Source organism: Ruegeria sp. YTSC004 (genome assembly GCF_059609805.1).
Map to the genome: position 1 here is coordinate 52,430 of NZ_JBXWMJ010000004.1, position 24,787 is coordinate 77,216.

Sequence of the window (24,787 nt, forward strand, 5' to 3'; positions counted from 1 at the left end):
TTCGCTAACCATTGCCGCCTTTCTGATTGCTCTGATTAATCGCCTCCATCCGAGCGGTAATGTCGCTCGCGATGCTCTCGTACAGCGCCGCTTGGCGCTCTCTCGCTGATCCCGGTTTAGGCGTTCTGCGTCGTATTCTTTTGGCAAGCCAGAAAAGAAGCCTTGCAGCAGGATCGGTGACGTTTTCCGGTACAGGGGCCGGATAGTTTTCTTCGAGGAGGGCAACGACCTCAGCATTCATGCTGCGATGGTTAGCCTCAGCCGCGAGGCGTATTCGATCGCGCAGGCCGTCTGGCAAACGCACGATGAATTTATCCTGATTTTGAGAGCTTTGTTCTGGCATAGTGGCACTGTGCCATAAAAGGCAATTGACGCAATAGTGGCTAAGTGCCACTAACAGGTTGTGGTTTCAACCTGGAGGCGTTTCATGAAAAGTCGTAAACCAATGCAGCTTCGGCTTCCGCAAGAGCTCAAAGAGTGGATCAAGGCGGAGTCAGATCGCAATGGAAACTCCCAAAATTCAGAAGTGATCCGCGCCATTCGCGCGGCGAAAGACAGGCGGTCCACACTCGGATCAGTTGGAAATATCAATATGGATCAGGGTGATAGTGCGCGTTGTTAACGATTAAGAGAGGTGTCGATCAGATGACCAAAGCAAGTGTGCAGACAAAGGCGAGACAGGCTGCCTCGGCCTTCATCCGCGAGGCGCGGGAGGCAGGTTGGCAGCGGGCAAAATTTGAGATCAAGCCTGATGGCAGTGTCATCGTCGATGCCAACATGGTCGCGCCAGAGGCGGCAGACGACTTTCTCAACAGTGACCTGAGAATGGGCGAATGACTCGCAAGAGCTTGCCCAAATACGTCTACAATGACCGGGGGTATCTCCGGTTCATCCGGCGTTCGCGCGGTATCTCGGTCATGATGCACGAGGAAGCGGGCACGCCGGAATTTTGGGATCATTACAATCGCCTGCTGAAAGGAAAACCAGCGCCTGCGCCGGTCAAACGCAATTTTGAGGCGTTGATCCTTAGCTACTACGAGAGCGACGCCTACAAGAAGCTGAAGCCCCGGACGAGATCCGACTATCGGCGGTACATCAGCCACATTCGTGAGATCTGGGCCGACAAAGACCCGGCCAGGATCGAAACCCATCACATTTATGAATTGCACCGGGCCAATGCGGATCATTGGCGGCAAGCCAACTATCTTGTCCAGGTCATGGTCGTCCTGATGAATCACGCCCGGTTGATCGGCTTCATCAAGAAAGAGCACGGCAATCCGGCGAAGGGTATTCCGCTTTTCAAGCAGCAGAGCGACGGCTGGGAGCCTTGGCCAGATGATGTTCGGGCCGAGTTCGAAGCGCTGGCTTCAAAGAGGGCGCGGCTGGTTTACGAGCTTTGCGTTGGAACAGGCCAGCGTATTGGCGATGTCGTGAAGATGAAATGGGAGCACTTCTCCGATGAAGGATTCGATTTCACGCAGGGCAAAACCGACAAGCCTCTTTGGATCCCGCTCACCGACCGCCTGAAAGCCCATCTCGACGGGCTCGCACGAACGGACGGCACTGTTGTGACCGACGCGAAAGGTCGACCAGTGAGCTACCGTATCGTTGCCGAGGAAATGCGTGCCATCAAAAAGAAGATGAAGCACGAGAAGGCGAGCTACTACAAAACGCACGGGCTCAGGAAAAATGCGACGATTGAGCTGTATCTGGCTGGATGTGATGACGAGATGGTCAAAGCCGTCACCGGTCACTCAGGCGTTGAGATGCTGAAAAAGTACGGTGGGCCAATCCGGCAAAGAGAGCTCGCGAAGCGCGCTCAAGAGGCAAGAAATCAAATGGAACGAAGCAAGACCGAAACGTGAAAGTTTCAACGGTTGTTTCAAAAATGGCGGTGAAGGAGAAGAAGGATGACGCAAGTCATTGATTTTATTGGAGGCGAGTACCGGAATCGAACCGGTGTACACGGATTTGCAATCCGCTGCGTCACCACTCCGCCAACTCGCCTTTTCAAGTAAAATCAAATACTTGCCGTGGTGTGACCGGCGTTTTAGCAGCTTTCGACAGGAGCGTCCAGAGGGGGGAGCGCAAATTTCAGGGTCGGGTGCAAACTTAGTCTTCCGTTGCGACGTTGTATCTTGTGAAGATTGGAAAGTTTCCGTGTCTGGGCCGTTGCTGGTTTTTCAAGGATGTGGCAGAACTCAATCACCCAAGGGAACAAGATGAGCGATCCAATGACAGATTTCGCAGCCCGCCGCCGAACGATGGTCGATACCCAGATACGTCCTTCTGATGTTACGAAGTTTCCCATCATAGACGCGATGCTTACCGTCAAGCGCGAGAATTTCGTGCCGGATGCACAGCGCGAGGCCGCCTATGTCGAGGGATTGATCGAGCTGGGTGACGGGCGCTGCATGCTGGAGCCGCGGACCCTGGCTAAGATGCTGGACATATTGAACATTTCCACCGACGAGTCGGTTTTGGATATTGCTCCGGCCTTGGGGTATTCGACCGCTGTGGCTGCGCGCATGGCACAGCTGGTTGTCGCCGTAGAGGAAGACGAGAGCCTTGCGGCCGAATCCCAGTCCATTCTGATGGAGGCGGAGGCAGACAATGCGATTGTCCATGTCGGTCCGCTTGGGCTGGGTGCCCCTGAACATGGACCCTATGACGTGATCATGATCCAAGGCGGCGTTGAACAGGTTCCCGATGCTTTGATCGCACAGCTTAAGGATCATGGGCGAATTGCCTGCCTTTTTGTCCAGGGTGCGCTGGGGGTCGTCCGTATCGGCCATAAATCAGGGGGTCGTGTGACCTGGCGGGATGCGTTTAACGCCAATGCACCGATTTTGCAGACATTTTCCAAAAATCGTGTATTTTCGCTATAGTTTGACAGCTGATTTTTCTGCCGCCTTGATTAGTTTAACGCAAACGCGCAAACTATAGGCAGAGCAGGGTAAATTCGATTTGAGAGGATTTCGTTATGGGTTCTATGGCGGGAGGGAAGCTGGTCAAAGCGCTGGCGCTGACTGCAGGGGTCGCACTTAGCTTTGTGCCGGGACGGGCCGTTTGGGCCGACAATATAACTGACGCATTCATTGGCGCTTACAATACCAGCGGTTTGTTGGAACAAAACCGCGCCTTGTTGCGTGCAGCAGACGAAGACGTGGCAATCGCGTTGTCGGCGCTTCGACCGATCATCAACTGGACGGTTGCAATTAGCCACGACTACACGCGTCGCGAAGTCAACAATGTGGTGACAAGACCCGACCCGAACAACTTCTTCACGGGGCTGACCCTCAGCCAGTTGCTCTACGATGGTGGGGCTGCTGTTCTGGGCAAGCAATCGGCGCAAGAAACGGTGCTGTCCACTAGGCAGACCCTTATTGATATCGAACAACAGGTTCTGTTCCGCGGAGCCAATGCTTATCTCGAAGTTCTTTTGCAGGAAGAAACCGTACAGATTCGCCTGAACAACGTCGACGTATCGGCCGAAGAACTGCGCGCATCGCAGGACCGGTTCGATGTAGGCGAGGTCACGCGTACGGACGTTGCGCTGTCACAAGCCCAGCTTGCAAGCTCGCAAGCTGATCTGGCTGTTGCGCGCGGTAACCTCGATACGGCACAGGCGGAATATGTGAATGCCGTTGGCAAATCGCCCGGACGCACGGCCGGTCAACCGAGCCTGCCAAACCTGCCAAACTCGGAACCGCAGGCCGTCAGCCTTGCGCAGCGTAATCACCCGGCCATTCTTTCGGCTCAGCACCAGGTGCGTGCCTTCGATCTGATCGTGGCGCAGCAGCGCGCCAACCTGGGTCCGAATGTCAGCCTGAATGCCGATGCCGGTATCACCGAGAGCTATGACAACGACGACAACACCAGAGACGGCACGGTTTCGTTGAATTTCAACCAGCCGATTTATGCTGGTGGCCGTTTGGCCGCAAGCGTGCGCCGCGCCATGGCCACACGGGATGCATCGCGTGCCAACCTGTTGAATGTGCAAAAAGATATCACTCAGGGTGTGACCGAAGCCTATGCCCGTTTCCAGGCGGCATCTGCAAGCCTGCGGGCATCAAGCGAACGGGTGCGCGCATCGAAGGTGGCGTTTGACGGTATTCGCGAAGAGGCCACTTTGGGTGCACGGACCACGCTGGATGTTTTGAACGCCCAGCAGGATCTGCTGGATGCGCAGCTGGCCGAAGTCGCGTCGCGGATCGAGCGTTCGCGCGCCGCCTACCAGCTGTTGCAGGCACAGGGTCTGCTGACTGCAGAACGTCTGGGGCTGGCGGTGCAGATCTATGATCCGACGCTGTATTATAACCTGGTCAAGAAAGCGCCGGCTCAGGTCAGCAGACAAAGCAAGGACCTGGATCGCGTTCTCAAAGCACTGCGCCGCGACTAAGAGCCAATACTATCTGTTGTGACGCCCGGCTTGTTTGGCTACACTCAATCCTGAGGATAGAGCGGTAGAGAACAATGACGGAAAAAGTCGTGAACGGCAGAGTAGAGGACGTGCTGTCCTCGATCAAACGGCTGGTCGGTGAAAGAGGTGAGCAAACCTCTGAACCCACGCCTTCAATCGCCCGCAAGCCCGGGCGATTGGTGCTTACCGATGCATTGCGAGTCGGCGGAACGTCCAGCATTCAAGACAGCCCGGAGATTGAAGCCGAAGCCAAAGCAGGCTACACGGCCGACGCGTCGGTCAAGCCGATGCTTTTGCGCGCGTGCGACATCGTAAATCGTGAAGATCCCGCCAACAAAGAACAAGCCGCGCCAGAGCCGCCCAAAAACCCGACCAACAGCCTGAGCGCAAAGATCGAAGCCCTAGAGGCGGCGATTGCACGCACTGAGGACCAGTGGGAGCCGGACGGCGACAGCGAAGACGAGTACTCCGGTACTCCGGCGAAAGCCCTTGAATTCAGCGCACGCAAAGAATTTTCGGATACCGGGGGAAAGAAAGCCGAACCCACTCAGGCAAAGGCTAAAGAAGCTGTGGCAACGACCAAGGCAACTTTCATTCGCGACCCCGAGGTGATCACCGCACCACCTGCTCACCCTGTCGAAGCAGCAGCGGAAGATTCTGCGATAGCTGGCATAAGCGAAGACGCATTGCGCAAAATGATCGCCGAAGTTGTTCGTGAAGAATTGCAGGGTGTTTTGGGCGAACGCATCACCCGCAACGTCCGCAAGATGGTTCGGCGCGAAATCTACAAGGCCCTGGCCGAGCAGGACCTCTAGTAGCGCTCAGGCCCTTTGGGGCGCTTCTGCAAGCGCCAGCAGGCGGTCCAGATCCATATTCCGTTCAAGGTGATCCGCCAGCGCGTCCAGCGTCTCTTCGACTCCGTCTTCATAGGCCAAGTCCGAGGTCACGCCCAACTGCGACAGGTAAGACGCGCGGAATGCATCCGAGCTGAAGATTCCATGCAGGTAACTGCCACGGATACGACCAGAGGCGTTTGCGGCACCTTCTGGCCGCCCCTCGACCTCCAGCCAAGCGCGGGCGCAATCAGGGCCTTCGGTACGGCCCATGTGGATTTCGTAGCCTGAAACCGGTTCTCCTCCGTCTAGGGCGAGGGCTGATGTGAGTGTTACCTGTTTCTTCCCTGCCATCACGGTCTCAACATCCAGCAGGCCCAACCCTTCGACAGCCCCCGGTTGCCCGTCGACGCCATCCGGATCAGCGATCGTCTTGCCCAGCATTTGATAGCCGCCGCACAGGCCCAGAACATGGCCGCCCCGGCGGACATGGGCATATAGGTCGATGTCCCAGCCCTGCGCCCGGAAGTAAGCCAGATCACCGATGGTGGACTTGCTGCCGGGCAGCAGTACCAAATCGGCATCACCGGGAAGGGGGCGTCCTGCTGGCACGATTTCGACCGAGACACCGGGTTCGGCCGACAGCGGATCGAGGTCGTCAAAATTGGCCATGCGTTCCAACTGCGGAACAACGACCTTGCAGGCCCCGCCAGAGTGGGACCGGATATCCATCATATCCTCGGCCGGTAGTTTCCACGCATCATGGAACCAGGAAACGACGCCGAGACAGGGCCATCCGGTACGTGCTGCGATTTCATCGCGACCTTCGTCGAAAAGGGATACGTCGCCCTTGAACCGATTGACGGCAAAACCCCGGATCATCTCAAGATCGCCTGCATCCAATACCGCCTGGGTGCCCACGATCTGGGCAATGACCCCCCCGCGGTGAATATCACCTACCAGAATAACCGGTACGCCTGCAGCGCGCGCAAATCCCATATTGGCGATGTCACCCTTGCGCAGGTTGGTTTCGGCCGGGCTGCCCGCACCTTCGATCAGGACAAGATCCGCGTCACTGCACAAGCGGTCAAAGCTTTCAAGTGCCGCGCCCAGCAGTTTGGATTTATCCTTGCGGTAATCGCCCGCTTTCATCGTGCCCGCGCGTTGGCCTTGTACGATGATCTGAGCGCCAGTGTCGGTTTCCGGTTTCAGCAGAATCGGGTTCATGTCCGTATGCGTCGCACGCCGCGCCGCCAACGCTTGCAAAGCCTGTGCGCGCCCGATCTCTCCGCCATTTTCGGTGACGGCGGCATTGTTCGACATGTTCTGCGGTTTGAACGGTGCAACGCGCAACCCGCGCCGGGTAAAAGCCCGCGCCAGACCGGCCACTAGAACCGATTTCCCAACATTGCTGCCGGTGCCCTGAATCATGATGGACCGAACCATGGCCTGTCTCCTATGTTGACGCGCAGATGACCTGATTTGCAGGCAAAGGAAAAGCCAAAGTTGAATACGCCAGCGCATCTTTTGATCGGAGCTGCCGCCTTTGCCCGCCCCGCCCACGGACGAATCCTGTGGGCAGCGCTGCTTGGATCGTTATTGCCGGATCTTTCCCTTTATGTGATGGCGGGCACGTCCCTCTTCCTGCTTGGGATACCGCCAAATGTGGTCTTCGATCAGCTTTACTTTTCCGACGGCTGGCAGACCGTGTTTGCGATCGACAATTCATTTGTCCTTTGGGGGTCTGCTTTGATTGTTGGGGTCTGGGCACATCGGGCGGCCTTGACCGTCGGCGCATCTGCCGGACTGTTGCATCTTGCGATGGATTTTCTGCTGCATGCAGGGGACGGGCGGCCTCAGTTCTGGCCGTTCAGCGATTGGGTGTTTCACAGCCCGGTCAGTTATTGGGACAGTTCACATCACGCCGTGTGGGTCGCTCCCCTTTCCGCCGTGCTTTGTGTCGCGTGTTATACCGTTTTGTGGCGTCGCGGTATGTCAGTCTGGGCGAAAATATTCTTCGCGGTGCTGTTAGTGGCCGAGCTATGGGTTGCACGGCAGTGGTTGTTATTCTTTTGACAGTTGGCATAAGAAAAGCGCGCTCCCAAGTTGGGAGCGCGCTTTTTCATGCGATAGTCGCCCTGGATCAGGCGGCTTCTGCTTGCTGGGCGGCGTTGCGGCGCTCGCTTTCTTCACGCGACAGTGCAACCGAAGTGCGCACACCGCGTCCAACGAACTCCATCAGTCCGCCAACAACGCGCTCATTCGGGTCGATGCCCGCGCACGACAGTACTTCGCGACCATCGCGAGAACGTGCCCAACGGGCGATTTGTTCCGGGCCATTGCCATACTTCTTGTCGTCGGCAATAGCGTCATCCAGCGCAGCCAGTACGACGGCCGCGAAAAGTTTGCGTGCACGATTGCCTTGCTCGTTGTTAAAGGCAGTGCCGTCAACGAAATCTCTCATCTCGTCTTCCTTGTTGTTCTTGCTCTTGCATTTTCGGCGTGACGGTTCTTATGACCGATTAAGTGCGATTCGGATACACTTAAAATGCATAGTTGCGTTGCGTCATTTGCATAGCTTGCTGCAAGTGCAGCACTAGGTCTCGTCATCTTGTCAGGTGTGTTCCCGCCAGATATAGGAGCGGGAACTGACGCATCAACCGTTTGTGAAGGATTTAAGTCATGCCCAAGATAAATGGGAACGAAATTCGCCCCGGAAATGTGCTTGAGCATAACGGCGGGCTGTGGGCCGCAGTCAAAGTTGACCACGTAAAGCCCGGTAAAGGCGGCGCTTTTGCGCAGGTCGAACTGCGCAATCTGCGCAATGGCTCGAAGTTGAACGAGCGGTTCCGCTCGGCGGACAAAGTGGAACGCGTGCGTCTTGAACAGAAAGATCAGCAGTTCCTGTACGAATCTGACGGCATGCTGGTCTTCATGGATTCCGAGACCTACGAGCAGATCGAACTGCCCGCGGAACTGCTGGGTGAACGCCGCCCGTTTCTGCAGGACGGCATGACAATTGTCGTCGAATTTTATGAAAGCGAGGCTCTGAACGCCACGGTGCCTCAGAAAGTGACCTGCAAGATCGTAGAGACCGAGCCTGTGGTCAAAGGTCAGACCGCCGCGAATTCGTTCAAGCCAGCCATTCTGGACAACGGTGTCAAAGTCATGGTGCCGCCATTTGTTGGTCAGGATGAGATGATCGTGGTGAACACCGAAACCATGGAATACTCCGAACGCGCGTAACCACGCGTTTACCAGAGTAAAGAAAAACCGCGTGGACTGGTGCCACGCGGTTTTTCTTTATCAACTGCCCCGTCTGATTTGGCGATACCGTTCGGGGTTGGGGCCAAACAGTTCAAGCATCAGTTCATACTTGATGCGATTGGCGCTGACCTGCCGGTAAAAGGCGATCAGGAATGCTGTGGGCCCCTGAATGCGGCTGAGGCCGCTTGTGGCGGCGACAACAGTGCCGACATCCGTTTTCCCGTTCAGAACCAAATAGCCACCCAGCATCAGCACGCCAACGGTTCCCGCTCCATTTATGACGCTCAGTAGAAACTTGGCAGAAAGCTTCCAGATGAACATCCTGCGCCGCGTTTCGTAGATATCGTCGAACTGCGCCTCAACCTCGCGCGCGACTTCGTTGATCCGCTCGACATTCAGCTTATCGTTGGCTCCGCGTAGTATCCGGACACGTTCGGCGACAAACACGTTCACCTTGCGTTGGGATACCAGCACGATGATGATCTGCGGCACGATCATCGAAAAGGCGATCATGCCCAGCCCCGGTTGCGTTGACGAGATATAGCCGATCACACTGATCAACGTGCCGATCTGAACGACCGGGTCCGAGAAAGCGCCGCCCGCGAATTTCCCCAGCTCTTCTGCCTCGGCTGAAATCGCCGTGGTCATCGTGCCCTTGCGCATCGTTTCGCCCGAGACATTGATATCTGAGGCGCGCAGTAGCAGCCTTTGGCGGATCATGCGGATCAGGTCTTCGCCCAACGTTCCTGCGCGATAGCTCAAAAGCCACTTTAGGGCGAGGCTGAGTAAGATGACCGACATCATTCCGGCACCCAGGTAGATCAGCTTGTCCGTAGTTACGTCGGCTGAGGTCAGGTGGTTGATGATGTCGCGCTGAAACTCCAGCGGAACTGCAGCCAGACCCGCGATCGCGATGGACAGAACGATGAGGATGATCTGCCGTCCGGCGCTGGCGCGCCAGATTGCCCTGTATAGCTGGAACATACGTGCATCCGGATTGCTGAATTCAAACCAGTGTGACAGCGCACTTGGCTATGTTCAAACCACGCCAATTCAGTCAGCTGGTCAGCCGTGCCGGTTCGGCAACACGTTAAGTGTCCAACTGTATGGTGGCGTCACCAGCCTGCATGTCGTCACCTACGCGGTCCAATCGCAAATAGGCGATCCCGCGGCCATTGGATTGGGTGAACAATGTACCGGCCGGTTTTCCGCCAGAAGTAATTGCAGTTCCAACTGGTGCTGAACCACTGACGCTGACGCCACGCAAGCCTTTGCGCAGCTCGGTCTTGTGTTTCATCCTCGCGGTGACTTCTTGCCCGACATAGCAGCCTTTCTTGAAGTCCACGCCGTTTAGCGTCTCGAACCCGGCCTCAAGGATATAGCTGTCGGGGGTCAGTTCGATGCCGGTTTCCGGAATGCAGTGTCGCACGCGAATTGCATCCCAATCTGTATCGTCGTCGTTTTCCGCACCCGCAGTATAGGCCCGCCACCCCATGTCTGGATGGCGCGGGTCGGGTAGGGCACCTTCGGGGGCAGGGCCAGTACCGCGCTGCAGGTTCAGGCCACTGTCTTCGATGCTGACATCTGCACGCAGTTTGTACATGCCCAACCGTTTGGCAAATCCATCGGCAAGGATTTCGGCAACATCCAGTAAAACCGCGTCGCCCTCGCGCTTCAGGAAGAAGTCCGCCAAGTATTTGCCTTGTGGGGTCAGCAGAGCGGCGTAGACCAGCCCATTGTCTAATCCTGCGATGTCGTTGGTGATCAACCCTTGAAGAAAGCTGTCGGTGTCCGAGCCGCTCAGGCGCAATATACGGCGGTTGGGCATCTGGGTTGTCCTCGTCTTTTCCTCGGACCTCGTGATATAGGGGTTTCCGCTGCCATGACCAGAGGGTTTCCGCCGTGCCTGCGCCGATTAGCATCGTTATCCCGACCCTGAATTCGGAAGGAACCCTTCCCGCGACCCTTGCGGCCTTGATGGAAGGCCTGCATGCGGGGCTGATCCGCGAATTGATCGTCTCGGACGGTGGGTCGACTGATCTGACTTTAAAGATTGCGGATGAGGCCGGTGCTGAGATCGTGACCGGGCCACCTTCGCGCGGGGGGCAATTGGCCAGAGGATGCGCAGCAACCAAAGGGGACTGGCTGCTTGTTTTGCATGCCGACACAGTTTTGCAAGCAGGGTGGGTTAAGGTTGTAGTCGACCATCTTTTCACCGGAACCCCGGCTGCTTTTCGCTTGGCGTTTCGGGCGTCAGGCTTTGCGCCGGCATGGGTGGCGGGTTGGGCCAATCTGCGCAGTCGCCTGTTTGGCCTGCCATATGGCGATCAGGGCCTGTTGGTCCCGAGTGAGATGTATCGAAAGGCGGGGGGCTTTCCCGATCAACCCTTGATGGAGGACGTCGCTTTGGTCCGCAGCTTGCGCGGCATCACCTTGCTGCCCAGCCGGGCAGTTACGAGCGCGGATCGCTATGAGCGTGCGGGCTGGTTGCGTCGGGGAGGGCGGAACCTGTGGACTCTGACGCGGTATTTTCTGGGGGCAGATCCTGCGAAGCTGGCGCAGGACTATCGGCGCTGAGCGACGCGCGCAGCTCGACCACGGACTTGCCCAGCCGGAACGGCGCTGCGAAACTGACCAGACATAACGCGATGATCTGCAGCACAAGTATGTGCGCATTGTCTTGCAGGTATTCCCATTCGTCCTTCAACTTGCCGACCTGTTCCACCAGATCATCATAGCTTTGCGCCAGGATCAGATAGTCACCGGCAATCGCGGGAACCTTGCGGCGCATGTTGTCGATCGCGGCCTGTGTTATGTCGTCCAGAGTGGTAAAGACTAGGAACTGATCGATGTTGAACGCATCAGCCTTGTCGGCCATTGCGCGCATTTCGTCCTGTTCGTCTTTTGCCTGACTGCCAAACAAAAAATGCAGCCCCTGCAGTGGCGCGACCTCATTTGTGACTGCGATGAACAATGGCAGGTCGGCATTGCTGGCGGTTGAGGCCGACAGGAATTCAACCTTTTCGCACAGAATAGCAGTATCCGGGTCAAAGGCCGGGTCGCAGAACCGCAGGCGGAACCGCGCGGCATCGCGGTCAAAGGCCAGCCCGGCGGCGTAAGCCACGTCTATCTGGCGGTCCAGTCGCGAGCTATCCGAAGTGTAAAGCCCGGCCAAAACCGCGACCAGCGCGCCAACGCCACCCAGTACAACCCAGACGAGGTCCGCGAGTTTCCAGGCGCGATGCCCGGCGGGTTTACGGAAAAGAAAGGCGGTGCCAATCAATCCAATCAGAAAGAACAGGATCAAAAGCGGTAGTTGGTTTTGGGTCACGAAACTCATGCCTTCAAAGTGACGGCCTGCTATGCGGCTGGCAACACTCCTCACGCTCAGTTGTTCCGTTTGGGTGGTAAAAAGCCGTTATGAGCCCGAGCTTTGGCCGAATTTCCGGAACAGTTTGGTGCGGTCAAAGGCCTGTTCCAGCTCATCTGTGCGCTCTTTAACCGAATCCCACAGCCTTTCCTGTACTTCGGCGATGACGCATTCCATCAAAACCAGAATGGCTGCCATTGAATCCCACGCCGACGGCACGGCAATACGCGCCGCAAAGGTGTGTTTGGCCAGCCGATGAATGGGTGAGCGCCACTGATCGGTGAACAGAACAATTTCAGCCTCGCGTTCATGGCACAGCTGGCCGATCAGTAGGGACGCGTTTTCATATCGGCGAACATCCAGTGCGACCAGCACATCGTCTTTGCGTACGTCCAGCAAATCGTGTGTCCACGATGCCGCAACGGGAAGCAGCCGCACGTCGGGGCGGATCATCTGCAGGTGCAGGTACAGGTATTGGGCCAACGTGCCGGTAATGCGTCCACCGGTGATAAAGATGCGCCGGTTGGGGTCACATAACAAGTTGCAGAAACTGTCGAATTCGTCTGGATCAACCTCATCAATCGTGCGTTTTTGATTGGCGAGTGTCTGTTGGGAATACCGGTTCAGGATATGCTCTTCAGGCAGATCGTTTTGCCACAAGTCACGTTTGGCGACCGGCCCCGAGATCATTTCTTTCACTTCGCCCCGCAGGGCGGCCTGAAACTGCGGGTAACCTTGAAACCCGGTCTTTTGCAGCATCCGCGCGACTGTCGTGGTGGACACCGAGGCCGCGCTGGCCAGTTCGGTGATGCTGCCGAGACCGGCCATAGGGTAGTCGTCCAGCAATACACTTACCAGTTGACGCTCGGATGGGGTCATCTTGTCTTTGTGGGCCAGCAGCCTGTCCGTCACCCGCACGCGGCGTTCCTCCTGCATCTTTTCGATCTTAGTGTGAATAATTTTTCAGCAATATCAAGAGTGGTGAAATTTATACAGGAAAAATATTGACAGGTTAAGGTCTCTTGTGGAAATTTTTCCACACGCATCTTAATTGGAATCGCAAGGCGGTATTTTGGACTTCGGAACAGTCGTTCACACGGACACAGTGGATGGTCCCCTTTCGGTAATGCTGGTCTGCGAACACGCGTCCAGCCGCATTCCCGCGTTTTTGGGGGATATGGGTTTGCCTGTGGGCGCGCTGCAAAGCCACATCGCGTGGGATCCCGGGGCATTGGCTGTGGCCAAGCTGATGGCGGCACGCCTGTCGGCACCTCTGGTGTATGGCGGGGTGTCCCGGCTGGTCTATGACTGCAATCGCCCGCCTGAAGCCGCAGGGGCCATGCCGGCGCGCAGCGAGGACTATCAAATCCCAGCGAATGTCGATCTGTCCGAGGAAGAGCGTGAAGGCAGGATTGAGAGCATCTACCAGCCCTTCAGCAAGGCACTGTCTGACCTGATCTCCCAAAATGGGGATACGCTTGAACTTATGGTGACGGTCCACAGCTTTACACCAGTCTACCATGGTCAGACGCGTGAGGTGGAACTGGGCATATTACACGGGGTGGATGACCGGTTCGCCCGGGCAATGATGACGACAGCACCCGCCGACCAAACCTATGAGACTCGCTTGAATGAGCCGTATTCGGCGGCGGACGGGGTTGCCCATACACTTGACGCGCAGGCGCTGCCGAACGGGCTATTGAACGTCATGATCGAGATCCGCAATGACCTGATACAAACGCCCGAGCAGCAGGAGGCTATGGCCGATTGCCTGGTTTCCTGGATCGCGCGGACCCTTGCAGATTTTCAGAAAGGGGGCGCGGCGTGATCAAAGCGATGGCGTCATATGTGCGGGTCGTCGATGCGGTGAATTACCGGATCGGGCGGGTCATGATGTGGGGCCTGTTTGTCATGATGGGCATCCTGCTGTGGTCCTCGATCTCAAAAACGTTTTTCGTGCCATCGCATTGGACGCTGGAAATGGCGCAGTTTGCGATGGTGACCTATTACATTATGGGCGGACCGTATTCGATCCAGCTGGGATCGAACGTCCGAATGGACCTGTTTTATCACAACTGGAGCCCGCACCGGAAAGCCTGGTTCGATGCCTTCACCGTTCTGCTGCTGATCTTCTACCTGGGGGTATTGTTTTATGGCGGGCTTGGGTCGACGGCCTACAGCCTTGGCTATTGGGGCGATGAACCGGTCTCCTACTTTTTTGGACTGTTGACAGGCAGTGAGGAAATTGGCCGGCTTGAACGCTCATCAACAGCGTGGCGGCCGTATATCTGGCCAGTAAAAACCATCATGGTGTTCGGCTTCTTCCTGATGCTGCTGCAGGCGATATCGGAATTCTTCAAAGACATAGCCCGGATCAACGGGCAGGAAATCGGGGTCGTGCGGGCATGAGCCAGGAATATATCGCCATCTTCATGTTCGCATTGATGATGCTGATGCTGTTCACAGGTCAGCGGGTCTTTGGCGCGATTGGCGCGGTGGCTACCATTGCCGCGCTGGCGCTTTGGGGCACAGGCGGGCAGGACATCACGTTCTCGGCCGCGATGAAGCTGATGAAATGGTATCCGCTGCTGACACTGCCGATGTTCATTTTCATGGGCTATGTGCTCAGCGAAAGCCGGCTGGCGGATGACCTGTACAAGATGTTCCACGTCTGGATGGGGCCCATCAATGGTGGTCTGGCCATCGGCACTATCGGGTTGATGGTGCTGGTCTCGGCCATGAACGGCCTCAGCGTTGCGGGTATGGCCATTGGTGCGACCATTGCGCTGCCGGAACTGCTTCGGCGCGGCTACGACAAGACGATGGTGACCGGGGTCATTCAGGCGGGTTCTAGTCTTGGTATTCTGGTTCCACCCTCGGTGGTTCTGGTCCTCTATGCGATGATCGCGCGGCAACCTGTCGGGCAACTGTGGCTGGCGGGGATTATCCCGGGTCTTCTGATGGCCGCGATGTTCATTCTGTACATCTGGATTCGCTGCCGCATTCAGCCCGAGCTGGGACCCGCAATGGAAGACGCGCATGAGGTGCCATGGGCCGAAAAAATCAGGCTGTTGGGAGCAGGGGCGCTGCCGCTGATAATCTTCGCGGCGATGATGGTACCGTTTGTGAATGGTTGGACCTCGCTGGTGGAAAGCTCGGCGATCGGAGCGCTGACCGCTCTGGCTGTGTCCGTCATCAAGCGCCGCATGACTTGGAAGATTTTCGAAGACTGCACCAAGCAGACGTTGGCCATTTCCTGCATGTTCATGTGGATTATTCTGGCCGCGCTGGGCTTTGGGGCCGTATTTGACGGTCTCGGCGCGGTGAAAGCCATCGACAACCTATTCACAGACCAGCTGGGCCTGTCACCCTGGATGATCCTGATCCTGATGCAGCTAAGCTTTATCGTCATGGGCACGTTCCTGGACGATACAGCAATGCTGGTCATCGTGGCACCGCTGTATGTCCCGCTGGTCGGCGAGTTGGGCTTTGATCTGATCTGGTACGGGGTGCTTTATACGATCACGACGCAGATCGCTTATATGACGCCGCCCTTTGGCTATAACCTGTTCCTGATGCGCGCGATGGCCCCGCCAGAGATCACCCTGCGGGACATCTATGGTTCGATCTTTCCTTTTGTCGCGGTGATGGTGCTGGCGCTGACAATCATCATGATTTTCCCGGAAATCGCTCTGTGGTTGCCCGGGTATGTCTATGGAAACTAATAAGAATGCTCGGTGAACGGGCACAGAAACTTTAACGGAGAGGAATTGACATGACGACAAGACGTAAGTTTCTGAAAACCGCTGGGGTTGGCGTTGCTGCCGCACCACTGGCGACGCCTGCCTTGGCGCAGAACACGATCACATGGCGGATGCAGACCTATGCAGGTCCTGCGCTGGCTGAGCATGTGATTGATCCTGCGATCAAGATGTTCAACCAGATCGCCGGTGACCGGATGCAGATCGAGCTGTTCTATGCTGATCAGCTGGTTCCCACGGGAGAGCTGTTCCGGGCGATGCAGAAAGGCACCATCGACGCGGTTCAGTCGGACGATGACTCGATGGCATCACCTACCGAAGTAACTGTGTTCGGTGGCTATTTCCCGTTCGCTTCGCGCTATTCTCTGGACGTGCCTGTGCTGTTCAACCAGTGGGGCCTGAACGAGATCTGGGACGAGGAATACTCCAAGGTCGGCGTCAAACACATCAGCGCTGGCGCATGGGACCCGTGCCACTTTGCGACCAAGGACCCGATCAACTCCCTGGCGGATATGAAGGGCAAACGCATCTTCACCTTCCCGACGGCGGGGCGCTTCCTGTCTCAGTTCGGCGTCGTGCCGGTAACCCTGCCGTGGGAAGACATCGAGGTTGCGGTTCAAACGGGCGAACTGGACGGTATCGCTTGGTCGGGCATCACCGAAGACTACACCGTCGGCTGGGCCGATGTGACCAACTATTTCCTGACCAACAACGTGTCGGGCGCATGGGCGGGTCACTTCTTTGCCAACATGGACCGCTGGAACGAACTACCCGAAGATCTGCAGACCCTGTTCAAGGTTTGCTGTGATCAGTCACATTACTACCGTCAGTGGTGGTATTGGGGTGGTGAGGCCAACCTGCGCGTCAACGGCACCAAGATGCAATTGACCTCTATCCCGGACGAAGAATGGGTAACCGTTGAGGAAGCCGCCGTGAAGTTCTGGGACGAAGTGGCAGCCGAGTCCGAGACCAAAGCGAAAGTTGTCGACATCTTCAAGCGTTACAACGCCGAGATGCTAAAGGCTGGTCGGCCCTATCGTTACACCTAAGAAACCCTTCTTCCCGACGCGTGGGGCACCCCGTGCGTCGGGATTGGACATCAATAAGCGACATCATTTATGCTCTCGTCTGTTCCAAGAATAGAAAAACAAAACCGGAAGCACATTTGTGCGCACCGGTCAGACGAGGTGTGAACATATGGCTATCGCGAGCTTTTTGATTGAGATTTTTGCCGCAACCATGTTGCTGCTATTCGCCGTACGCTTGGTTCGTACCGGTATCGAACGGCGCTTTGGTGCGCTGTTTCAGTCGATCCTGACACGCCACTCCAACAGCTTCGTTGCAGGGGGGGCTGGCATGGTTCTGGCCACGATCCTGCAAAGCTCGGCCGCCGTTACGGTTTTGCTGACCGGTTTCGCTGCGGCGGGGATGGTGACGTTTGGGATGGCGCTGGCGGGTGTTCTGGGCGCGGATTTGGGCGCCGCTTTAGTCATTCAGGTTCTGTCCTATGATCTGGGCTGGCTTCAACCCGCATTGTTGGCGTTGGGCGGTTGGCTGTACCTGAAATCCGAACGGTCGAATGTACGGCTTATGGGCCGGATCGTTCTGGGCGTCGCCTTTATCCTGATCTCGCTTCAATTCCTGCGCGAAGCAGTTGAGCCGATCCGCGAAAGCGCGTTTTTGCCCGCAATCGCAGGGTATCTTGAGACCGATTATTTCAGCGCCTTTATCGTTGGTGCGGTGCTGGCCTTTGTCATGCACAGCTCGGTCGCGACGATCCTGATGTGCGTGGCCTTGGTTCAGATCGGTGCAATTCCCTTTGCCGCCGGTTTGTCGCTGGTGCTGGGAGCAAATCTGGGTTCGGCCTTTATTCCAATGTGGCTGACGCGCGATATGACCGTCTCAGCCCGGCGTATCCCTCTGGCCAACCTCTTATTGCGGGGAAGCGCGGCGCTGGTAATGCTGATCGTCGTGAATGTTGGCGGTTTGCACGAGGCGCTATTGGTGACGAGCCCGGCGCAGTCTCTGATTTTTGCACATATCGGATTCAATTTGGCTGTATTCCTTCTGGCCACGGGTTTCGTGAACCAGTTGGAACAGCCGATGGCCGTTCTGGTGGCGGAGCCCAAAGCCGAGGCCAATGCGCTGGATCAGTTTTCGGATGCGCTGACACCGCTGGGGGACCCCAGCGGCGAAAGGGCCAGCGTTGCGATGTCCTCGGTGCGTCACGAACTGTTGCAGATGATCACGCAGGTCGAGCGTATGTTCCGCCCCGTTTTGGATATCTACGAACAGGATGACAGCGACGCGATTTCCGCGCTTTGGCAGCAGGATGAGCGGGTCAATACGCAACTGACCGAGATCCGCCGTTTCGTTGCGCGCATGCCGCGGCAGAATATGAGCAAAGGGCAGATCAAAGCCGCACGAGGGTTGGTCGAATATGCCATCCGTCTTGAAGCTGCGGGCGATGTCGTCTCCAACCGGATGACCCGGACGGCGCAGATCAAGCATACTGAACGTTCGGAGTTCTCGGCGCAGGGCTGGAAAGAGCTGAAGGATTTGCACGCGGCCATTCTGGAAAGCTTCTCGCTGGCGCGTCACGTGCTGTTGGTGGACGACATGGATTGTGCCCGCCGGCTGGTGTTGGACAAGGCCGAGGTCAAGCGGATGTCCCGCAATAGCCGCAAGGCGCACCTGAAACGGTTGGAGCGCGGTCAGACCGAGAGTTTTCAGTCCAGCGACCTGCATTTGGAAACCCTGCGGTCCATGCGCGACTTGCACGGGCACATCGCCGCCGTCGCCTATCCGATCCTCTACAAAAGCGGTCAGGTTCTGGAAACGCGCCTGGTGATGGAAATGGAAAAAGAAGCCAACGATGACTGAAGGCAGGTAATCGAAACCGAGGTCTTTCTGAGTGACAAAGGAAACCAATGATGGGCAATGAAGCGATTTTGGCCGATCTGAAAGCCAAATTCGAAACGGGCGAGGTCGACACCGTACTGGTTTGCATGGTGGACATGCAGGGCCGGCTGATGGGCAAGCGGTTTCACGCAGGTCATTTCGTAGCAGGTGCGTGGGAAGAAACCCATTGTTGCAATTATCTGCTGGCCACGGATCTGGAGATGGGCACGCCGGACGGCTATGCCTCGACCAGTTGGGAGCGGGGTTATGGCGATTATGTCATGAAGCCGGACTTGAGCACGCTGCGCCCGGTGCCGTGGCTGGAAGGCACGGCGATGGTGATGTGCGATGTGCTGGATCACCACACGCATGAGGAAGTGCCGCATGCGCCGCGCTCGATCCTGAAGAAACAGGTCAATCGCCTCAAAGCCATGGGTTATGACGCGATGTGCGCCACCGAACTGGAGTTTTTCCTGTTCGAAAAAAGCTTTGACCAGATCCGCAAGGAAGGCTTCCGCGATCTGGAGCCGATCTCGGGCTATAACGAAGATTATCACATCCTGCAGACCACCAAGGAAGAGCATGTGATGCGCCCAATCCGCAACCATTTGTGGAACGCGGGGATACCGGTTGAGAACTCGAAGGGTGAGGCCGAGACCGGGCAGGAAGAGCTGAACATCAAATACGCCCCGGCGATGGACACGGCCGAATACCACTCGATCGCCAAGAACGCGGTGAAAGAGATCGCCTGGCAACACGGGCACGCGGCGACATTCCTGCCGAAGTGGCACCATGACAAGGTGGGCAGCTCGTCCCACGTGCATCAGTCGCTTTGGGCGGATGGCAAGCCAGCGTTTTATGATGCGGATGACGCGTTGGGTATGTCGGCGCTGATGAAAAGCTATATGGCGGGCCTGCTGAAATATGCCGCTGACTATACCTATTTCATGGCCCCCTACATCAACAGCTACAAGCGGTTCATGAAGGGTACCTTTGCGCCGACACGGATTATCTGGTCGGTAGACAACCGTACGGCTGGCTTCCGTCTGTGCGGCGATGGGACGAAAGCCGTGCGGGTTGAGTGTCGTATTCCGGGATCAGATATGAACCCGTATCTGGCGATGGCTGGCATGTTGGCCGCCGGGATCGCCGGTATTGAAGAAGGCCTGGAACTGCAATCGCCCACCACCGGTGATGTCTATCAGGGTGACACCGGCATGATCCCCGGCAATCTGCGCGCAGCACGGGATGCTTTGCACGGGTCATCGATGCTGCGGGCTGCCATGGGCGAAGAGGTGGTCGATCACTATACCCGCGCGGCGGAAGTCGAGATCGAGGAATTCGAGCGAGTTGTGACGGATTGGGAAATTGCCCGGGGGTTTGAGCGGGCTTGAGATTGGGTCCGGCTGGGGGCTTTGCCCGCCGCCATTGGCGCTCGAACCAATGGCGTATCAATGGCAGCCCCCAGGAAATTTGTGGCTAGATGAAGCAGGGATCCTGTTTTTTTGGAAATGGAGTTGTTATGGGGCAGATGTTGAAATGTGTCTCGCCGATTGATGGATCGGTTTTTGCTGAACGTGAGGTGTTGTCACGGGATGCGGCGTTTGAAGCGGCAGCGCGATCGCGGGCGGCACAGGCAGAATGGGCGGCGCGACCGTTGCAGGAACGTATTGATCTTGTCATGGCCGGTGTGGCTGCGGTTGGGGCAGTGAATGACGAGATTGTGCCCGAGTTGGCGCATATGATGGGGCGTCCGGTACGTTATGGCGGTGAGTTCGGCGGCTTTAACGAACGTGCGAGCCATATGGCTCAGATTGCCGAGGCGTCTCTGGCTGATATCGCAGTGGGCGAGGACGAAGCCTTCAAACGCTATATCAAGCGCATTCCGCATGGCGTGGTCTTTGTGGTGGCGCCCTGGAACTATCCCTACATGACCGCAATCAACACTGTGGCCCCGGCGCTGATCGCGGGGAACACTGTGATCCTGAAACATGCCACGCAGACGCTGCTGGTGGGCGAGCGCATGGCGCAAGCGTTTCATTCCGTGGGTATACCCGAAGATGTGTTTCAGAATGTCTTCCTGAGCCATGACGTGACTAATGACCTGATCGCAGGCAATGCGTTCGACTTTGTGAACTTCACCGGGTCAGTCGGTGGTGGCCAAGCGATGGAGCGCGCGGCTGCTGGGACATTCACCGGTGTTGGCACCGAGCTGGGTGGCAAGGATCCGGGCTATGTCATGGATGACGCTGATCTGGATGCAGCGGTCGAAACGCTGATCGACGGTGCCATGTTCAACTCGGGCCAGTGCTGTTGTGGGATTGAGCGGATTTACGTTCACGAAAGCCTTTATGACGACTTCGTCGCCAAGGCAGTCGATGTAGTGAAAGGCTATAAGCTGGGCAATCCTCTGGACAGCGATACAACGATTGGTCCGATGGCCAATGTGCGCTTTGCCAAAGAGGTGCGCGCGCAGATCGCCGAGGCTGTTGCGGCCGGGGCGGTGGCTCATATCGACACGTTCCCCGAGGACGATGGTGGAGCCTATCTGACACCGCAGATCCTGACCAACGTCACCCATGACATGCGGGTGATGCAGGACGAGAGTTTCGGCCCCGTGGTCGGCATTATGAAAGTGTCCTCGGACGACGAAGCCATCGCTTTGATGAATGACAGTGAATTTGGTCTGACCGCCAGCCTGTGGACCCGCGATGTAGACCGGGCCGAACGCGTGGGCGATGCGATCGAAACCGGAACCGTGTTCATGAACCGCGCCGATTATCTGGATCCGGGTCTTTGTTGGACTGGCTGCAAGAATACCGGCCGCGGCGGCGGTTTGTCCGTCATTGGCTATCACAACCTGACACGTCCTAAATCCTACCACCTGAAAAAGGTCACGGGCTAAGGGCATCGGCCTGGCCGGTACTGACCCCCCTCGGCCGGGCAGGTCTCAAATCACAAAGGAAACCTGACATGTCACTTGTTGGAAACTGGTCGTATCCGACCGCTATCAAATTCGGCGCAGGCCGCATCAAGGAACTGCCCGAGGCATGTGCTGCCGCTGGTATGAAAAGGCCGTTGTTGGTCACCGACAAAGGGTTGGCCGATCTGCCGATCACCGCGGCAACGCTGGATATCATGGAGGCCGCAGAGCTGGGGCGCGGGCTATTCAGCGACGTGGATCCTAACCCGAACGAAAAAAATCTTGAGGCAGGGGTCGCGGCCTACAATGCGGGCGGCCATGATGGTGTGATCGCTTTTGGCGGCGGTTCCGGGTTGGATCTGGGCAAGATGGTTGCCTTTATGGCAGGGCAGACGCGCCCGGTTTGGGATTTCGAGGATATCGGCGATTGGTGGACACGCGCGGATTCGGATGTCATTGCACCGATTATCGCTGTGCCGACCACAGCCGGGACCGGGTCCGAGGTCGGGCGCGCCAGTGTCATCACGAATTCCGAAACCCATGCGAAAAAGATCATATTCCATCCCAAGGTTCTGCCGACCGTGGTGATCTGCGACCCCGAGCTAACAGTTGGCATGCCCAAATTCATCACGGCGGGCACCGGTCTTGATGCATTTGCGCATTGTGTCGAGGCGTATTCCAGCCCGCATTATCATCCGATGAGCCACGGCATTGCGCTGGAAGGTATGCGGCTGGTCAAGGAGTACCTGCCACGCGCCTATGCAGATGGCACGGATATTGAGGCCCGCGCGCAGATGATGAGCGCGGCAGCGATGGGGGCGACCGCCTTCCAGAAAGGCCTAGGCGCGATCCACGCCATGAGCCACCCGATTGGCGCTGTTTTCAACACTCACCACGGCACCACCAACGCGGTTTGCATGCCCACAGTGCTGGAATTCAATGCCCCAGCTATCGCTGACCGGTTTCAGTCAGCGGCGGCCTATCTGGGAATTGATGGCGGCTTTGACGGCGTCCGCGGCTTTGTGCAGGAGTTCAACGACGCGCTGGGTATCCCAACCAGACTGTCCGAACTGGGTGTGACCGAAGCTGCAATCCCGAAACTGGTGCAAGGCGCGATCATCGATCCGTCTTGTGGTGGTAACCCAATCGAATTGACAGAGGACAATCTGACCGCTCTGTTTAAGGCTGCATTGTGATCGGTCTTGCTCTGTGCAAGTAACGAAACCGGCCCGTTTCTTGGGCCGGTTCTCTCTGCGCGAAAGGTTCGGACGTGACTCTGTTTGTCATCGCCATCATTTTGACGGCTGCGTTGCTGCATGCGGTGTGGAACGCCATCGTCAAAACAGCCGCCGACCGAACGACTACATTGGGCCTTGTCGCATTTGGGCATGTTATCCCTGCAACGGCCATGGTCCTGCTGCTGCCTTTGCCCAGCGCTGAGAGCTTTCCCTATATCCTGATCTCGACCGTCGTGCATTTTGGGTACTACTACATGCTCGGCAAAGCCTATCAGCATGGGGATCTGAGCGTCGTCTATCCGATCGCCCGCGGTATCGTGCCTGCGTTGGTCTCGCTCTGGGCGATGATCCTGGTGGGCGAGGTTCTTCCGCTGCAGGCATGGGGCGGGATTGCGCTGATCGCACTTGGTATTCAGCTCAGCAGTTGGAGTGCCTTGCGGTCCGGCGTCGGGCGCTGGGCGCTGTGGTTTGCACTGGGTACCGGGTTTTGCATCTCGATTTATTCGGTCGTGGACGGCATCGGCGTGCGGTTGTCGGGCAATACGCTTAGCTACTGGGCCTGGGGCGCGTTCCTGCACCTGTTCATTGCCGGGTTTGTTGGCATCAAAAAGCGGGATACGTTGGCACAGCTTCCGATCAAGGTCTGGATGATCGGAATCCTGGGCGGGCTGGTGTCGATGACGGCCTATGGTCTGGTGCTTTACGCCAAGAATTTCGCACCACTGGGTGCGGTTTCAGCACTGCGCGAGACTTCGGTGATCTTCGCTGCGTTGATCGGGTTTATCTTCCTGCATGAGGGCAACTGGATGCGTCGCCTTGGTGCGGCCTTACTGATGGCCGTTGGCGTAGCCCTGATCGGTATGTCGGTCTGATCCCGGCGGCCTTGCCGCGCGCGCCTGTCGTCTCGCATAGTGGGGGCAAGTGACGAGAGGGCGTTTTGATGACCAAAGAGATTGTTCTGATCCACGGGGCCTTTGCCGGACCTTGGTGCATGGCGGACTACGCGGGTTTCTTCCGCGCGCGCGGCTGGACGGTGCACACCCCTGCACTGCGCTTTCATGGCGGGGACCCCAAGGCCGAACCTGACCCCGGGCTTACGGATACCAGTGTCGCGGATTATACCAATGATATTGCCGAGTTCGTACAGGGCTTGGACAGCAAGCCTGTCATCCTCGGCCATGCCATCGCGGGCGTGGTGGCGCAGCAGGTGGCCGAGCGTGGGTTGGCCAGTGCCATTGTCTTGATCAACCCGAACGCGCCGTGGGGCACCTTGCCCGAAACCGACGATGAGCGCGCCATCCCGCGCGCGCTGATGGAGGGCGGGGCGTTCTGGAAACAGCCCATGCATGTCGAGTTCGACCTGATGGCCCCTTTTGCGCTGAACAAGATGCCCGAGGCGCAGCAGCGTGAAGTGTTCGACCAGCTGGGTGCAGAAAGCGGGCGGGTGATGTTCGAGATGTTCTTTTGGATGTTCGACGATCACCACGCGATGAAGGTCGATATCGACAAGGTCGATTGCCCGGTGCTGATCGTCTCGGGAACCGAGGACCGCGCCGTCAACCCCGACACCTGCCGTGCTCTGGCCAATCTGTACGGGGATCGCGCGACGTTTATGCCAGTGGAAAACCACGCGCATTTCCTGTTCATGGAACCCGGCTGGGAACACCCCGCCGGCCAGATCGCGGACTGGCTGGAGGGGAAGGTGGGCTAGAAGGCCCGACCTTTCAATTCAGCGATTGATCTGAATACCGCTCTCTGGTTTCCACTTCATGACGCCGTCGCCGCCTTTGATACAACGCAGAAGGTGTTCTTCGCGCGCACTGGACGTTTCGGTCACGGTGTTGTTGCCAGAGATCACAACATAGGCGTCCACCGAATAAGCGAGGCCGTTGTAATAGCAGAACCGTAACTCTGCCCCGACCGGAATAGGTGATGCGCCGATCAGCGACTGCTGCGCGCCTGCCTGACTGGCCAGCAAAGCACAGGCCAGCCCGAGGGTTAGTGATTTCATGTCGTCCTCCCGTTCGAAAATTTGTTCGTTCAAATTGGGTCTTGGACGCTCGGATCCTCA

26 protein-coding genes, 1 tRNA gene and 1 pseudogene are annotated in these 24,787 nt (G+C 57.2%); 19 read left to right on the top strand and 9 right to left on the bottom strand.

Annotated features, from left to right (window positions below):
* Positions 1-4: 4 nt before the first annotated feature.
* Positions 5-343 (bottom strand): Arc family DNA-binding protein, encoded by a 339-nt coding sequence (locus tag AC2FFP_RS09010; RefSeq protein WP_297756399.1) that lies wholly within the window; start codon positions 341-343, stop codon positions 5-7.
* A gap of 102 nt (positions 344-445) precedes the next feature.
* On the opposite strand from AC2FFP_RS09010, the gene AC2FFP_RS09015 reads away from it, so the two are divergent.
* The 3 genes from AC2FFP_RS09015 (at position 446) to AC2FFP_RS09025 (ending at position 1,865) form a co-directional block, all read left to right on the top strand.
* On the top strand, positions 446-622 hold the full coding sequence (locus AC2FFP_RS09015; RefSeq protein ID WP_394410439.1) for an Arc family DNA-binding protein: 177 nt from the start codon (positions 446-448) through the stop codon (positions 620-622).
* A gap of 23 nt (positions 623-645) precedes the next feature.
* Positions 646-837: a hypothetical protein gene (locus tag AC2FFP_RS09020; protein WP_027259529.1), complete on the top strand. Its 192-nt coding sequence runs from the start codon at positions 646-648 to the stop codon at positions 835-837.
* 80 nt (positions 838-917) lie between these two features.
* A complete protein-coding gene (locus AC2FFP_RS09025; protein WP_496880954.1) occupies positions 918-1,865 on the top strand; it encodes a site-specific integrase in 948 nt (315 codons plus the stop codon).
* A gap of 68 nt (positions 1,866-1,933) precedes the next feature.
* On the opposite strand, the gene AC2FFP_RS09030 is transcribed toward AC2FFP_RS09025, so the two are convergent.
* Positions 1,934-2,007 (bottom strand) — tRNA-Cys (locus AC2FFP_RS09030).
* A 227-nt stretch (positions 2,008-2,234) separates the two neighbouring features.
* On the opposite strand from AC2FFP_RS09030, the gene AC2FFP_RS09035 reads away from it, so the two are divergent.
* The 3 genes from AC2FFP_RS09035 to AC2FFP_RS09045 all read left to right on the top strand — a co-directional run bounded on the left by AC2FFP_RS09035 (position 2,235) and on the right by AC2FFP_RS09045 (position 5,238).
* On the top strand, positions 2,235-2,888 hold the full coding sequence (locus tag AC2FFP_RS09035) for a protein-L-isoaspartate O-methyltransferase family protein (protein ID WP_496766862.1): 654 nt from the start codon (positions 2,235-2,237) through the stop codon (positions 2,886-2,888).
* Between the two features lie 95 nt (positions 2,889-2,983).
* Positions 2,984-4,402, top strand: coding sequence for a TolC family outer membrane protein (locus AC2FFP_RS09040; RefSeq protein WP_496766863.1), 1,419 nt, complete (start codon positions 2,984-2,986; stop codon positions 4,400-4,402).
* A 74-nt stretch (positions 4,403-4,476) separates the two neighbouring features.
* Entirely contained in the window at positions 4,477-5,238 is a 762-nt protein-coding gene (locus tag AC2FFP_RS09045; RefSeq protein ID WP_496844087.1) for a hypothetical protein, read from the top strand.
* Between the two features lie 6 nt (positions 5,239-5,244).
* Here AC2FFP_RS09045 and AC2FFP_RS09050 read toward each other — a convergent pair whose 3' ends face one another.
* Positions 5,245-6,702, bottom strand: coding sequence for a cobyric acid synthase (locus AC2FFP_RS09050; protein ID WP_496880955.1), 1,458 nt, complete (start codon positions 6,700-6,702; stop codon positions 5,245-5,247).
* Positions 6,703-6,762: 60 nt separating this feature from the next.
* Between AC2FFP_RS09050 and AC2FFP_RS09055 the strand changes: the two genes are divergently transcribed.
* Positions 6,763-7,332, top strand: a complete 570-nt coding sequence (locus AC2FFP_RS09055; RefSeq protein WP_496844089.1) for a cobalamin biosynthesis protein CobQ — start codon at positions 6,763-6,765, stop codon at positions 7,330-7,332.
* A gap of 67 nt (positions 7,333-7,399) precedes the next feature.
* Here AC2FFP_RS09055 and AC2FFP_RS09060 read toward each other — a convergent pair whose 3' ends face one another.
* Positions 7,400-7,720 (bottom strand): DUF6280 family protein, encoded by a 321-nt coding sequence (locus tag AC2FFP_RS09060; protein WP_008757056.1) that lies wholly within the window; start codon positions 7,718-7,720, stop codon positions 7,400-7,402.
* 218 nt (positions 7,721-7,938) lie between these two features.
* On the opposite strand from AC2FFP_RS09060, the gene efp reads away from it, so the two are divergent.
* Entirely contained in the window at positions 7,939-8,502 is a 564-nt protein-coding gene (gene efp / locus AC2FFP_RS09065) for an elongation factor P (RefSeq protein WP_496723679.1), read from the top strand.
* Positions 8,503-8,562: 60 nt separating this feature from the next.
* On the opposite strand, the gene AC2FFP_RS09070 is transcribed toward efp, so the two are convergent.
* Together AC2FFP_RS09070 and ygfZ are read right to left on the bottom strand one after the other, a co-directional pair.
* Positions 8,563-9,507 carry an ABC transporter transmembrane domain-containing protein gene (locus AC2FFP_RS09070; protein WP_496844091.1) on the bottom strand — a complete coding sequence of 315 codons (945 nt, stop codon included), beginning with the start codon at positions 9,505-9,507 and terminating at the stop codon, positions 8,563-8,565.
* 106 nt (positions 9,508-9,613) lie between these two features.
* Positions 9,614-10,351, bottom strand: coding sequence for a CAF17-like 4Fe-4S cluster assembly/insertion protein YgfZ (gene ygfZ, locus AC2FFP_RS09075; protein WP_496766868.1), 738 nt, complete (start codon positions 10,349-10,351; stop codon positions 9,614-9,616).
* A gap of 74 nt (positions 10,352-10,425) precedes the next feature.
* On the opposite strand from ygfZ, the gene AC2FFP_RS09080 reads away from it, so the two are divergent.
* Positions 10,426-11,100, top strand: a complete 675-nt coding sequence (locus AC2FFP_RS09080) for a TIGR04283 family arsenosugar biosynthesis glycosyltransferase (RefSeq protein WP_496766869.1) — start codon at positions 10,426-10,428, stop codon at positions 11,098-11,100.
* A gap of 7 nt (positions 11,101-11,107) precedes the next feature.
* Here AC2FFP_RS09080 and AC2FFP_RS09085 read toward each other — a convergent pair.
* A pseudogene (locus tag AC2FFP_RS09085) lies at positions 11,108-11,863 on the bottom strand (hypothetical protein); the annotation flags it as partial.
* A 78-nt stretch (positions 11,864-11,941) separates the two neighbouring features.
* Complete coding sequence (locus AC2FFP_RS09090; protein ID WP_058274161.1) at positions 11,942-12,829, bottom strand: MurR/RpiR family transcriptional regulator; 888 nt, start codon at positions 12,827-12,829, stop codon at positions 11,942-11,944.
* 115 nt (positions 12,830-12,944) lie between these two features.
* On the opposite strand from AC2FFP_RS09090, the gene AC2FFP_RS09095 reads away from it, so the two are divergent.
* The 10 genes from AC2FFP_RS09095 (at position 12,945) to AC2FFP_RS09140 (ending at position 24,427) form a co-directional block, all read left to right on the top strand.
* Positions 12,945-13,721, top strand: a complete 777-nt coding sequence (locus tag AC2FFP_RS09095) for an N-formylglutamate amidohydrolase (protein WP_496844092.1) — start codon at positions 12,945-12,947, stop codon at positions 13,719-13,721.
* Positions 13,718-14,302, top strand: coding sequence for a TRAP transporter small permease subunit (locus AC2FFP_RS09100; RefSeq protein WP_496766871.1), 585 nt, complete (start codon positions 13,718-13,720; stop codon positions 14,300-14,302). Before AC2FFP_RS09095 ends, AC2FFP_RS09100 begins: the two co-directional genes overlap by 4 nt.
* Positions 14,299-15,618 carry a TRAP transporter large permease gene (locus AC2FFP_RS09105; protein WP_113790362.1) on the top strand — a complete coding sequence of 440 codons (1,320 nt, stop codon included), beginning with the start codon at positions 14,299-14,301 and terminating at the stop codon, positions 15,616-15,618. Before AC2FFP_RS09100 ends, AC2FFP_RS09105 begins: the two co-directional genes overlap by 4 nt.
* 50 nt (positions 15,619-15,668) lie before the next feature.
* Positions 15,669-16,703: a TRAP transporter substrate-binding protein gene (locus AC2FFP_RS09110; protein WP_058274157.1), complete on the top strand. Its 1,035-nt coding sequence runs from the start codon at positions 15,669-15,671 to the stop codon at positions 16,701-16,703.
* A 148-nt stretch (positions 16,704-16,851) separates the two neighbouring features.
* The gene (locus AC2FFP_RS09115; protein WP_496880956.1) at positions 16,852-18,537 is read left to right on the top strand and encodes a Na/Pi cotransporter family protein; all 1,686 of its coding nucleotides are present in this window, start codon (positions 16,852-16,854) and stop codon (positions 18,535-18,537) included.
* Between the two features lie 50 nt (positions 18,538-18,587).
* Positions 18,588-19,949, top strand: coding sequence for a glutamine synthetase family protein (locus AC2FFP_RS09120; RefSeq protein WP_496880957.1), 1,362 nt, complete (start codon positions 18,588-18,590; stop codon positions 19,947-19,949).
* Between the two features lie 128 nt (positions 19,950-20,077).
* On the top strand, positions 20,078-21,460 hold the full coding sequence (locus tag AC2FFP_RS09125; protein ID WP_496739635.1) for an aldehyde dehydrogenase family protein: 1,383 nt from the start codon (positions 20,078-20,080) through the stop codon (positions 21,458-21,460).
* Between the two features lie 68 nt (positions 21,461-21,528).
* Positions 21,529-22,674 (top strand): iron-containing alcohol dehydrogenase, encoded by a 1,146-nt coding sequence (locus AC2FFP_RS09130; protein ID WP_496766875.1) that lies wholly within the window; start codon positions 21,529-21,531, stop codon positions 22,672-22,674.
* A 74-nt stretch (positions 22,675-22,748) separates the two neighbouring features.
* Positions 22,749-23,588, top strand: a complete 840-nt coding sequence (locus tag AC2FFP_RS09135) for an EamA family transporter (protein ID WP_496880958.1) — start codon at positions 22,749-22,751, stop codon at positions 23,586-23,588.
* Positions 23,589-23,656: 68 nt separating this feature from the next.
* Positions 23,657-24,427 (top strand): alpha/beta hydrolase, encoded by a 771-nt coding sequence (locus tag AC2FFP_RS09140; protein WP_496723656.1) that lies wholly within the window; start codon positions 23,657-23,659, stop codon positions 24,425-24,427.
* Positions 24,428-24,445: 18 nt separating this feature from the next.
* Here AC2FFP_RS09140 and AC2FFP_RS09145 read toward each other — a convergent pair whose 3' ends face one another.
* Positions 24,446-24,727 carry a hypothetical protein gene (locus tag AC2FFP_RS09145; RefSeq protein ID WP_496723654.1) on the bottom strand — a complete coding sequence of 94 codons (282 nt, stop codon included), beginning with the start codon at positions 24,725-24,727 and terminating at the stop codon, positions 24,446-24,448.
* Positions 24,728-24,787: the final 60 nt, after the last annotated feature.